This is a genomic window from Pseudidiomarina fusca, assembly GCF_032227045.1.
In the GTDB taxonomy this organism is placed as follows: domain Bacteria; phylum Pseudomonadota; class Gammaproteobacteria; order Enterobacterales; family Alteromonadaceae; genus Pseudidiomarina; species Pseudidiomarina fusca.
Genome location: NZ_JANFPJ010000015.1, coordinates 52,962 through 64,743 on the forward strand (window position 1 = coordinate 52,962; position 11,782 = coordinate 64,743).

General features: G+C 47.6%; 10 protein-coding genes. 2 read left to right on the forward strand and 8 right to left on the reverse strand.

The genetic code is table 11. The features are described from left to right. Positions 1-2 precede the first annotated feature (2 nt). Positions 3-1,259 carry a phosphoglycerate dehydrogenase gene (serA, locus tag NOG12_RS09050; RefSeq protein ID WP_110076118.1) on the forward strand — a complete coding sequence of 419 codons (1,257 nt, stop codon included), beginning with the start codon at positions 3-5 and terminating at the stop codon, positions 1,257-1,259. 69 nt (positions 1,260-1,328) lie between these two features. Here the strand turns inward: serA and phoU are convergent, their stop codons facing one another. The 5 genes from phoU to asnA form a co-directional block, all read right to left on the reverse strand. Further along, positions 1,329-2,045 carry a phosphate signaling complex protein PhoU gene (gene phoU / locus NOG12_RS09055; protein WP_110076117.1) on the reverse strand — a complete coding sequence of 239 codons (717 nt, stop codon included), beginning with the start codon at positions 2,043-2,045 and terminating at the stop codon, positions 1,329-1,331. Positions 2,046-2,058: 13 nt separating this feature from the next. Next, positions 2,059-2,877, reverse strand: coding sequence for a phosphate ABC transporter ATP-binding protein PstB (gene pstB, locus NOG12_RS09060; RefSeq protein WP_153826171.1), 819 nt, complete (start codon positions 2,875-2,877; stop codon positions 2,059-2,061). A 44-nt stretch (positions 2,878-2,921) separates the two neighbouring features. Next, positions 2,922-4,577 carry a phosphate ABC transporter permease PstA gene (pstA, locus tag NOG12_RS09065; RefSeq protein ID WP_313933054.1) on the reverse strand — a complete coding sequence of 552 codons (1,656 nt, stop codon included), beginning with the start codon at positions 4,575-4,577 and terminating at the stop codon, positions 2,922-2,924. Positions 4,578-4,591: 14 nt separating this feature from the next. Then, positions 4,592-6,835 (reverse strand): ABC transporter permease subunit, encoded by a 2,244-nt coding sequence (locus NOG12_RS09070; RefSeq protein WP_313933055.1) that lies wholly within the window; start codon positions 6,833-6,835, stop codon positions 4,592-4,594. Positions 6,836-6,942: 107 nt separating this feature from the next. Continuing rightward, positions 6,943-7,932 (reverse strand): aspartate--ammonia ligase, encoded by a 990-nt coding sequence (gene asnA / locus NOG12_RS09075; protein ID WP_313933056.1) that lies wholly within the window; start codon positions 7,930-7,932, stop codon positions 6,943-6,945. A 185-nt stretch (positions 7,933-8,117) separates the two neighbouring features. On the opposite strand from asnA, the gene asnC reads away from it, so the two are divergent. Next, a complete protein-coding gene (gene asnC / locus NOG12_RS09080; protein ID WP_313933057.1) occupies positions 8,118-8,564 on the forward strand; it encodes a transcriptional regulator AsnC in 447 nt (148 codons plus the stop codon). A gap of 65 nt (positions 8,565-8,629) precedes the next feature. Here the strand turns inward: asnC and NOG12_RS09085 are convergent, their stop codons facing one another. From NOG12_RS09085 to phoB, 3 genes are all read right to left on the reverse strand, one after another. Further along, positions 8,630-9,583, reverse strand: a complete 954-nt coding sequence (locus NOG12_RS09085) for a PstS family phosphate ABC transporter substrate-binding protein (RefSeq protein WP_369744196.1) — start codon at positions 9,581-9,583, stop codon at positions 8,630-8,632. Between the two features lie 137 nt (positions 9,584-9,720). Beyond that, positions 9,721-11,022 carry a phosphate regulon sensor histidine kinase PhoR gene (phoR, locus tag NOG12_RS09090; RefSeq protein WP_313933058.1) on the reverse strand — a complete coding sequence of 434 codons (1,302 nt, stop codon included), beginning with the start codon at positions 11,020-11,022 and terminating at the stop codon, positions 9,721-9,723. Between the two features lie 28 nt (positions 11,023-11,050). Beyond that, positions 11,051-11,737 (reverse strand): phosphate regulon transcriptional regulator PhoB, encoded by a 687-nt coding sequence (gene phoB, locus NOG12_RS09095; protein ID WP_110076109.1) that lies wholly within the window; start codon positions 11,735-11,737, stop codon positions 11,051-11,053. Between the last annotated feature and the right edge of the window lie 45 nt (positions 11,738-11,782).

An 11,782-nucleotide genomic window follows, 5' to 3' on the forward strand; every position in this document is an offset into this window, starting at 1 on the left:
CAATGTCTCATTTAGCGAGTCCACAGGTGTCATTGGCGAAAGATAGGATCAATATCTTATTGCTTGAAGGCGTGCACGACAGCGCCATCAAAGTGTTACAGCAACATGGTTACACCAATATTCGCGCGCTGCCAACGTCACTGGCTGAAGCTGAACTAATTGAAGCATGCCAAGAGGCCCATTTTATTGGGATTCGTTCGCGCACCCAGCTCACCGCTAAAGTCTTCGCAGCAGCAGAAAAACTGGTAGCTGTCGGTTGTTTTTGTATTGGCACCAATCAAGTTGATTTAGCTGCTGCGCGCCAGCATGGGGTGGTGGTCTTTAACGCGCCCTTCTCTAATACTCGTAGTGTTGCCGAATTAGTGCTAGCAGAAATGATCATGCTGTTACGCCGTATTCCTGAGAAAAATGCAGCGGCCCATCGTGGTGGCTGGGATAAAGCCGCCAAAGGCTCGTTTGAAGCACGCGGTAAAGTTCTTGGTATCATAGGCTACGGTCATATTGGCAGCCAATTAAGTGTGCTGGCCGAGCAATTGGGCATGCAAGTACGTTATTACGATATCGAAACCAAATTATCCTTAGGTAATGCCCTGCAGCTAGCCAGTTTATCCGAGCTGTTAGCGCAAGCTGATGTAGTAACCCTACACGTACCCGAAACACCGCAAACACAATGGATGATCGGTCCTGAGCAATTAGCGCAGATGAAACCTGGCGCGGTGTTAATTAATGCGTCCAGAGGCACGGTTGTGAAAATCAACGCCTTGGCTGATGCACTCAAATCCGGTCACCTCGCAGGTGCTGCGATTGACGTTTTCCCGGTGGAGCCCAAAGGCAATGACGAAATGTTTGAGTCGCCCTTGCGTGGCTTAGACAATTGTATTTTAACCCCGCACATTGGTGGCTCAACCCAAGAAGCACAAGAGAATATCGGTATTGAAGTTGCCGGAAAGCTAGTCCGCTACTCAGATAATGGCTCTACGTTGTCTGCGGTTAATTTTCCTGAGGTTGCTTTACCAACTCATGATAAAGCGCGCCGCTTGTTGCATATTCACCACAACCGCCCAGGTATGCTAACCCGCATCAACCAAATTTTGGCGGACAACAATATCAACGTGGCGGGTCAATACTTACAAACCGACAGTGAGGTAGGTTACGTAGTCATTGACATAGAAACGCCGCCTAAGAGCAGTATCGCCGACGACCTCCTCGCTGCGATCCGCAGTATTGATGGCACCATTAAGGCACGAGTTCTTTACTAACAAGCTTTATTCAATAAAAAAGCCGGTCGCATCACTGCCACCGGCTTTTTTGTGTCTTTAAGAAACGAGTTAACGTGTTCCTTTAACCGTTTGTTCCATCGACTCGGGTGACACATGGCGCACGTCTTTTCCTTTCACGAAGAAAATAATGTACTCCGCAATATTCTGACAGCGATCACCGATACGCTCGAGTGAACGGGCTGACCAAAGGACATTCATGACCTTAGGAATACCGCGCGGATCTTCCATCATATAGGTCATCAACTGCCGCGTAAGAGCCTCGTATTGACGGTCGGCTTGGGCATCCATTTGGTGAACCTCGTAGGCCGAGTCTAGATCCATCCGCGCAAAGGCATCAAGCACGCCATGCAACATGGACAATACTTGCTGGCCAAGATTTTCCAAACTCACCAAAAATTGCTGCTGGTCATTGTTAAAGCTTTCTAGTGCCACACGCGCAATGCGCTCTGCTTCGTCACCAATTCGCTCAAGATCTGAAATGGTTTTAAAAATTGCGATGATTAATCTTAAATCACTCGCTGCTGGCTGGCGTTTTGCAATAATTTGTACGCAGGCTTCATCAATCTGCACTTCGAGTGCGTTGATTTTATAGTCGCGCTGCAAAATTTGCTGAGCCATATCATGATCTGATTTTTCTATGGCAATCAATGAGTCGCGCAGTTGCTGCTCAACCAGCCCACCCATACTCAATACTTGGTTACGAACAGCTTCTAATTCTTCATTAAATTTGCCGGAAATATGCCGGCTCATATTTACTTTATCCATGGGCTGCTCCTAATTAACCGTAACGTCCAGTGATGTAATCTTCCGTTTGTTTTTTTTGTGGGGTCGTGAACAAGGTGTTGGTATCAGCATATTCAATTAACTTACCCATGTACATAAAGGCAGTTTGATCAGACACCCGTGCCGCTTGTTGCATGTTGTGAGTAACGATCACCACAGTAAACTGCTCTTTGAGCTCGGTAATAAGCTCTTCTATCGTGAGCGTAGAAATAGGATCTAGGGCTGAGGTTGGCTCGTCCAACAACAACACTTCTGGCTCTATGGCAATCGCGCGAGCAATCACTAAACGTTGTTGCTGACCGCCTGATAAGCCAAACGCTGATTCGTTTAAGCGATCTTTCACTTCATCCCAGAGTGCTGCACCTTTTAGCGAACGCTCTACCACTTCATCTAAACGGCGACGATCGTTCACCCCTTGTAGGCGCATCCCGTAAACCACGTTTTCATAAATAGATTTAGGAAACGGATTCGGGCGCTGGAACACCATGCCAACTTGGCGGCGCAAAGCTGCAACATCGACATTTTTAGCGTAGATGTTTTGCTCGTGGAGGCGAATTTCACCACTCACTTTACAAATTTCAACGAGATCGTTCATCCGATTGATACAACGCAACAGCGTTGACTTACCGCAACCTGACGGCCCGATAAAAGCAGTCACACGGTTTTTCGGGATCTTCATTGAAATATCATACAAAGCCTGAGCTTCGCCGTAGTGCAAATTTAAATTCTGAATTTCTAAAGCAGTATCTGCAGCACTCAAATTAGCTAAATCTAACGAGCCTGCTTGGGTATTGGTCGGAGTTACCGAAATCATAATATCAACCTTCTGCGCTTAAATTTTATGGCTACAAACACTAATTAGTGCTCAAGCGAACGATATTTTTCACGTAAGTGGTTACGCACACTGATCGCGGTCAAATTGAGACCGACAATCACAGTCACCAATAAAAATGAGGTTGCATAAACCAGCGGTCGCGCCGCTTCTACGTTTGGACTTTGGAAGCCAACATCATAAATGTGGAAGCCTAAGTGCATAAATTTTCTGTCTAAATGAAAATACGGGAAGTTTCCATCAACGGGCAACATTGGCGCTGATTTTACTACCCCTACTAACATCAATGGCGCTACTTCACCGGCCGCTCGCGCTACCGCCAAAATTAAGCCGGTCATGATCGCTGGCGATGCCATCGGTAAAATGATGCGCCATAAGGTCTCTGCCTTGGTGGCTCCTAGGGCCAAACTACCCTCACGCAAGGTACTAGGAATGCGTGATAAACCTTCTTCGGTAGAAACGATGACCACAGGTAGCGTCAAAATAGCCAAGGTAATAGCAGACCACATCACCCCTGGAGTACCAAAAGTGGGGCTAGGCAAGGCCTCTGGATAAAAGATTTGGTCTAGTGAACCACCCACCATGTATACAAAGAAGCCTAAGCCGAATACGCCATACACAATCGAAGGCACACCCGCTAAGTTGATCACAGCGATACGAATCAAGCGTGTGATAGCATTTTTGCCCGCGTATTCGTGCAAATAAACCGCTGCGATAACGCCAAACGGGGTCACAATCACCGACATTAATAGCACCATAAATACGGTACCAAAAATAGCTGGAAAGACGCCGCCTTCGGTATTGGCTTCACGTGGATCTTCAGTAATAAATTTACCGATCTGAGTAAAGAAGTGCGCCACTTTTGCAAACCATCCCATATCGTTGGGGAAAGTCGCATCCAGCACCCGATACATAGGGATGGTCACTTCTTCACCGCGCATGTCGCGCATCACTACGCTATCGCGGCTTGCTTGATCACGATAAGCAAAGAGTTGCTGCTCCAGTTCCCGATACGCCGCTCGCTGGGCTTCTTCGGCTGCTGCTATGCGCTGTTCTTCAGCTGCGGTTAACTGGCCTTCGAGTTCTAGCGCTCGACGTTCTAGGCGTAATCGGTTCAACTCATAGTTGATGGCACCAATCTCGCCTTGCTGTAAATCAGCAGCTTGCTCATTTAACGCAACCGCTCGTTCAATTCGCTCGAACAATACCGTACGAATGGATTCAGCTGTGGCTACTGATTGGCCATTTTCAATAACATCAACCACATAACCATAGAAGTTGCCATCTTTTGAACGCTCAATCACGGCTAAATCGCTAGGCGTCTCGTTACGAATAATTTGAGGTTCCATCACCCACATAAAATCAAGGGAGACAAACTCACGATTACCTACTTTAAACAGCAATCGCTCTAACGTATCTTCCTGATAGCCATCTAGCGCCACGCCTGATTCTTGCAAACGCTCCAGACTCACCTCTTCACGGTCGTAGATTTCACCAATGATGACCCGCTTCGAGCCGTCATTGGCTTGCACTTCTACTTCATGAATGGCCGCTGGCCAAAAGAAGCTAAGCCCACGCCACGCAATCAATGCAAGCAAACCTAAGACCGCAATTAAGCTCACACTTACTGCACCAGCGGTGAGCCAAATGTAGGGTTTTCCTGATTTAAACCAAGTATTCATGGAAATCCTCATACTTACATTGAACTGTATTTATCGCGTAACCGCTGGCGCACGAGCTCTGCCACCGTGTTAAACGCAAAAGTGAAAATGAATAACACAAAAGCCGCTAAGAACAAGATGCGATAGTGCGAGCTACCTACTTCAGACTCTGGCATTTCTACCGCAATGTTGGCCGACAAGGTGCGCATTCCTTCGAAGATGTTCCAATCCATAATGGGCGTGTTACCAGTTGCCATTAACACAATCATGGTTTCACCTACTGCGCGTCCTAAGCCCATCATCACTGCTGAGAAAATACCAGGGCTGGCAGTTAACAACACGACTTTGGTGAGGGTTTGCCAGGTGGTTGCACCCAGGGCTAACGAACCATTAGACAGGTGCTTAGGAACACTGAACACCGCATCTTCGGCAATCGAGAAAATCGTTGGAATCACAGCAAAGCCCATGGCGATACCCACAACGAGCGAGTTGCGCTGATCGAACGTGATGCCTAACTCGTTGGTGATGTATTGGCGCACGTTACCACCAAAGAAGGTGGACTCTATCCATGGCGATAATTCAAATGATAACCAACCAGCTAATAGCACCACCGGAATCAGCACTAAGGCAGCACTGCCATCGGTAAACTTGCTGCGCCATGCTTTAGGTAAGTTGGAGCTGATTAACGCCATTAAAATAATCGACGTAGGAATTAAAATCAGGGTCGCCACAATACCCGGCAAATAAGTCTCAATGAGCGGCGCTAGCCATAACCCCGCTAAGAAGCCCAAGATAACCGTGGGTAACGCTTCCATGATTTCAACCGTTGGCTTCACTACTTTGCGCACCCCTGGCGACATGAAATAGGCAGTGTAGACGGCGGCAGCTAAACCAATAGGTACGGCAAATAACATCGCATAGGCGGCAGCTTTGATGGTACCGAAAGAAATAGGAACCAAGCTAAACTTAGGCTCAAAGTCATCTGAGCCTGAGGTGGATTGCCACACATACTGCGGCTCTGGGTAGCCTTCGTACCACACCTCTTGCCAGACTCCGCTCCAACTCACCTCGGGGTGCTCGTTATCGAGTTTAAAGCTGTGCAGTTGGTTGCCACTTTGCATCAGCAAGGTGTTTGCTCGAGGATCTATCACCAGCTGTTCAGCATGCAACTGTTCTGGTTTTGCTAAATAAAGGTCCGCTTGCGAGGTGGTATGGAAGACGCCAACTTGCCCGTCGCTGTTGAGCGCGTAGAACGTACGTCGATAGTACTCAGCAACTAACCCCGTAATGGCACTATTACCGGCCTTGAATTCACGAATGTATTGATACTGACGTCCGTTTTCTCCAGCCACTTCAAACCACTGGGTAATTAACCCCTGGTCATGGCCAAATAACACGGAACTAGCACCAGCTAGCAACTGCATGCTGGTGATAGCACCGTAACGACGTTTATCAACATTGAGTACTTGACGCTCACTCACGCTCCCGGTGCGCGACACATCATAAACCGCAAAACGGTTGCCTTGGCGCACAAATACTTGGCGCAAATCGGGCGTTACCACCAGGTTATCTACGTTACCAGTGGTTGGTAATTCACTTACTTTCGCTTTTAACTCTACCGCGCCCGTCAAGAAGCTCTTGGTGGCTTGTAAGTAATTAACGACCACCACGTTATCCGAGGTGACCGCTGCAAACAGTGACGAATCGCCGTCGTACTCATAGGCAATTTGCTGTAGCTGACGCCCTTGCGGATCTACCTGATAAAGCTCACCGTCATTGGCAAAATCAACGACCGGAGTGGTTAAGCGACGGCCATTATTGAATTGGGTACGAAATTTCGGCTCGATGACGCGAGCCTTGCCATCGGCAACAGCGTAGACGTAGCGCTTATTCTGTGGCTGTGTTGCCGCAAATGCGGTGGGTTGCTCAGCCACCTGTTGCTGCAACAGCACTTGCCCTGGCTGCCAATCAGTACCTGGCTTTTGCTTCAACGCAAAGAAGCTCAAGCCGCCTAGGTTATCAAAGCGATAGCCTATCTCAGATTGTTCTTCCATCCCCATCGCCACGGTTTCGCCTTGGCCAGGAATTGCAAAAGACTGCTGTTGTTCTATATCAACCCCACGAAAAATGGGCTCGACTACATACAAGAGATAAAAGAAAATTAGGAGAAGTGCGATTAACACCAAGCCGCCACCAAAGGTTACCCCCCAGCGCGCTGCTCGGTCTTTAAATAAACGCACATTACTGGCTCCCAACTGTCCGCGTGGTGATGCCGCCATTGCTGCCTCGTTGATTTAGGTTAACTACCATTTTTATCTACGACATAGTATAGACGGCTTCTATGACAGTTATGTTACAGCGCTGTCATATAACTGACACTTTTCTGTCATGCAGCCTGGGTACCGCATAACGCCTGCAGTTCAATAGCTGGAGCCTGCACTGCACTGATATGATGCTGCTGTAAAATCCACATGGCTACGCGAGAGCGTCCGATACCGCCGCCAATGGACAAAGGTAAAGCACCTTGCAACAGTTGTTGATGCCAAGCCTGCTGCGCATAGCCTTCACAACTGCGCAGGCTTAACTGCTGCTGCAACGCGCTAGCATCCACCCGTATTCCCATCGATGATAATTCTAACGCATCATCTAGCTGTGGATGCCACACCAATAAATCACCGTTAAGCCCAGCTAAGCCTTGGCTATCTTTAGCGACCGTACTCCAGTCATCGTAATCCGGTGCACGCTTATCATGCAGACTACCATCACCTAAAGTGGTGCCGATTCCCGTAATAAACACCACCTGATGTTGCTGCGTGATAGCTCGCTCGCGGGCCTTCGGTGTTAACTGCGGATAGGCTTGGCGGAGCTGCTCTGCATGAATGAACGTGACCTGTTCGGGCAGACTTATCGGGCTGGGTGCAAACGCCTGATGCGCCTTGCGTAACACCTGATAGATGTGTTGCACACACTGCTGTAAATAAGCAACACAACGCTGCTGTGGCAGGATCACCTGCTCCCAATCCCATTGTTCGACCAACACTGAATGCCGCGCTGTCAGCGCCTCTTCGTCCGGCCGTAAGGCCTTCATATCAGTCAGAATACCGGTACCAACCGGGCACTCGAGTAGCGCTAACACACTACGCTTCCATTTCGCTAGGGAGTGCACTACCTCGTAATCTTGCTGCTGCGCTTTCACAAAGACCCGCACCGGCTGCTCAATCCCACTGAGGTTATCTTGCAAGCCAGAGCCACTAGCAACCATCAGCGGCGCCTGCACTTCAGTTAAACTTAAGCTTTGCGCCAATGCAGTTGTGATAGAGGCATATAGCTTAGCAATTTGCTGTTGTAATTTGAGTTGTTCTGAATATCCGGTCATTTTATTTATCCTAGTTACATTAACCCTTCGGCTAAGCATGAGAGAGATAAACAATAATCACCATAAAATTCATGAATCTCAATAGCCTTTAATCAAAGTTGCATTAGGCGATAGATAATGTTGATAAAAAGCCTATTTTAATAGATATTATCTAATATCGCATGCTTTAACTACGAGCCAAATAAATGATCGACAAATTAGACAAAGACATCTTGCGTACTTTGCAACAGAACGCCAAAACCAGTTATGCGGAAATCGCTAAGCAGCAACAGGTGAGCCCTGCAACGGTGCACGTACGCGTTGAAAAAATGCGCCAAGCCGGCATTATTAGTGGCACTCACGTGCATGTTAATGCCAAACAGTTAGGCTTTGATGTTTGTTGCTTTATTGGTATTAATTTAGCTAAAGCAGGCGATTACCCAAGCGCATTAAAGCAACTACAGGCTTTACCTGAGGTGGTGGAAGCGCACTACACCACCGGCCAATACAGTATTTTTATTAAAGTGATGGTGCCATCCATCAGCGAACTGCAAGATTTATTGATCAATAAAATTCAGGCTATTGCGGAAGTTCAAGCCACTGAAACACTCATTTCTCTGCAACAACCCATCATGCGTAACCTTTCCATTTAAAGGGGAGTTTTGTTACGGACATAAAAAAATCCCCCAGCCTTGGCTGAGGGATTTTTGGGCAATGCTTAATTTAAGCCTAAACGCTCAAGTTCTTGCTCTACCACCACACGTGGTACTGGGATGTACCCGTCTTTATCAACGATTTCTTGGCCTTGCTTAGATAGAACCATTTTTAAGAATTCGGCGGTTGCTGGGTCAAGCGGCTTGTTTGGATGCTTATTGACATAAACATACAAGAAGCGTGCTAACGGATATTTACCGGCTAATGCATTTTCAGTAGTTGCATCCACATATTCACTGCCTTCTTCAACAGCTAAAGGCACCGTTTTAACACCAGAGGTCATGTAACCAATACCTGAGTAGCCAATGGCATTAAGCGATGTTGATACCGACTGTACTACCGATGCAGAACCCGGCTGTTCATTAACGTTATTACGGAAGTCGCCATCACATAAGGCAACCTCTTTGAAGTAGCCGTAGGTTCCTGATACTGAGTTACGACCGTAAATTTGCAAATCACGGTTCACCCAGCTGCCAGTTAAACCTAGGTCGCCCCAACGGCGAACTTCTTCGTTGGCACCACATAAACGAGTGCTCGAGAAAATCGCATCAACTTGAGCAATGGTTAAACCTTCAATCGGGTTATCTTTGTGCGCAAACACCGCTAGCGCATCGATAGCAACACGCACTGGGGTTGGCTTGTAGCCATGACGTTTTTCAAAGGCCTCGATTTCTTTCGCCTTCATAGCACGGCTCATAGGGCCAAAGTTTGAAGTACCTTCAGTCAGCGCTGGTGGCGCAGTAGAAGATCCGGCCGCTTGAATTTGCATGTTTACATTAGGGTACATGCGTTTAAATTCTTCCGACCAAAAGGTCATCATGTTCGCCAGAGTATCTGAACCTACCGATGATAAGTTGCCTGATAGGCCACTTACTTTTTCATATTCAGGTAGGTCATCTGTTGCTTTTTGTGCGTAAGCTCCAGCACTCACAACCGCGCTTAGGCTAAGGGCAATCATTGCAGATTTAAGTTTCATAATAACTCCGAGAGTTGTCTTGTATTCATCTTAGTCAATCTAAGTGACACCAGTTTTTTGAGTTCATACCGGAGAGTTTAAGTCGTCAATGTGACAGTTTAATGACAACTATGACGAAATTATGATGCTTTTATGACAAGCTCTTCTGAAATCCGAAACCAGAACTTAGACCCTCGCCCCAGCTGCGAATCTATTTGAAGCTTACTATGATGATGCTCAAGCACTTGCTGCACTATGGCTAAACCTAGCCCTGAACCACCCTTTTTGCTATTACGATCTTTATCTACCCGATAAAAGCGCTCGGTTAAACGCGGGATATGTTCACCACCAATCCCAGGACCATTATCAGTAACACTAAACTCCATGCTGTTAGCCACTGGCTGCCAACGTACTTTGATGTGCCCGCCCGGTGGCGTGTAATGAATAGCATTAGTGACTAGATTGGCAAAGGCGCTGCGCATCTCATCATCAATGCCAAACATGCTCACCTCAGCGATATCAAATTCGATGCTGTGCTGTTTGTCTTGATTAAGACGTTCGGCATCGAGTTTTAGCTGCCGAAAAATGGCTGGAACATCCACTTTGCGCTCAAAAATATCCGTCCGATGAACATCTAAACGCGACATCGATAACAATTGGTCAACTAGGTTGCGCATGCGCGTGCTTTGCGCGTCCATGTCTCGCACAGCTTTGCTGAGCATCGCTGGCGGCATCGACTCCGGTTGCTCAAGCATCTCGAGATAACCTTGCAATACGGTCAGTGGCGTTTTTAGTTCGTGCGATACGTTTGCGACAAACTCTTTACGCATCTGTTCTAAGCGCTTAATTTGAGTTACATCGCGCGCCATCAGTAAGTACTGATCATCACTGTACGGCATGATGCGAACTTCTAACTCAACTTCTTCACGAACAGGCGAGGCAAGGTGCATATCTTCGTTGAAGTTGCCTGCTTGCAAATAAGCAACAAACTCAGGATGACGAATTAAGTTAGGTAAACGGATACCGGTATCGGCCGGCCATTTCAGGCCGAAATAGAATTGCGCTAACTTGTTACACCAAATGAGGCTACCATCTTTACGAAACACGATAGCAGCATCGGGTATGGCTTCTGAGGCTTCACGAAAACGGCGCAGTAACCTAGCGAGGGCGCGGCGGCGTTGCTGACTACGACGCTGGGTTCGATAAATGCCATCGTAGATATAGCTCCAGCTGCCGGGAGCATTTGGCGGTAACAAGGTGCGTCGATGCCACAGCCAATCCACCAATTTGTATTGATAATAATAATGCCAAGCCACCAGCATAAACAAAGCGATGGCCATCAATGGCCAAAACACATCAAACAACGCACCAACGACCGCTAACGGCAGCACATACCACAGTAAGCCCCGTAGAATAAAGAAAACCGAGTAGCGTCTATCCATTGGTGCGCATCCGCTTGTCTATCGCTGTTTAGTTTTTTGAAAACCGATAACCGACGCCCCGTACGGTTTGAATGAGGCGATCATGACCATGCAATTCTAACGCTTTGCGCAAACGTCGTATATGCACATCAACGGTTCTGTCTTCGACATAAACGTTGGTGCCCCACACATGGTCTAGCAGTTGCTCACGGCTATAAACCCGTTCTGGATGAGTCATAAAAAAGTGCAGTAATTTAAACTCGGTGGGGCCCATTTCTAAACGGTCATTAAAAGCACTCACGCGATGCGATACTGGGTCTAACTTCAAATGTTCTACCTCGAGCGGCTCATCTAACGCAGTTGGCGCGACACGGCGGAACACCGCCCGCATGCGGGCCATTAACTCTTTTGGCGAGAAAGGTTTAGTCATGTAGTCATCGGCACCCACCTCTAACCCACGTACTTTATCTTCTTCTTCGCCTCGTGCCGTTAGCATGATGATCGGGATCGAGCGGGTAAAATCATCGCCTTTTAGCTTTTTCGCTAACTGAATACCAGACCCACCAGGAATCATCCAATCCAGCAAAATCATATCAGGGAAGGGCTCAACCACTTTTTCTAGGGCTGTTTGGTAGTCACCCGCCTCCACAGCTTGATAGCCGTGCTGCTCCATGACGAAGCTCAGCATCTCACGAATCGGAGCTTCGTCTTCAACAATCAGTATCTTTCTAGACATGTGCGTTACCTGTTATTTTCCAACAGCGCCAATTATTCAGATACT

What these genes read in the sequence shown, in the direction of transcription:
- phoB (WP_110076109.1), bottom strand. Translation starts at nt 11,737, where the DNA reads ATGTCTAGAAAGATACTGATTGTTGAAGACGAAGCTCCGATTCGTGAG.
- NOG12_RS09085 (WP_369744196.1), bottom strand. Translation starts at nt 9,583, where the DNA reads ATGATTGCCCTTAGCCTAAGCGCGGTTGTGAGTGCTGGAGCTTACGCA.
- NOG12_RS09070 (WP_313933055.1), bottom strand. Translation starts at nt 6,835, where the DNA reads ATGGCGGCATCACCACGCGGACAGTTGGGAGCCAGTAATGTGCGTTTA.
- phoR (WP_313933058.1), bottom strand. Translation starts at nt 11,022, where the DNA reads ATGGATAGACGCTACTCGGTTTTCTTTATTCTACGGGGCTTACTGTGG.
- asnA (WP_313933056.1), bottom strand. Translation starts at nt 7,932, where the DNA reads ATGACCGGATATTCAGAACAACTCAAATTACAACAGCAAATTGCTAAG.
- asnC (WP_313933057.1), top strand. Translation starts at nt 8,118, where the DNA reads ATGATCGACAAATTAGACAAAGACATCTTGCGTACTTTGCAACAGAAC.
- serA (WP_110076118.1), top strand. Translation starts at nt 3, where the DNA reads ATGTCTCATTTAGCGAGTCCACAGGTGTCATTGGCGAAAGATAGGATC.
- pstB (WP_153826171.1), bottom strand. Translation starts at nt 2,877, where the DNA reads ATGATTTCGGTAACTCCGACCAATACCCAAGCAGGCTCGTTAGATTTA.
- pstA (WP_313933054.1), bottom strand. Translation starts at nt 4,577, where the DNA reads ATGAATACTTGGTTTAAATCAGGAAAACCCTACATTTGGCTCACCGCT.
- phoU (WP_110076117.1), bottom strand. Translation starts at nt 2,045, where the DNA reads ATGGATAAAGTAAATATGAGCCGGCATATTTCCGGCAAATTTAATGAA.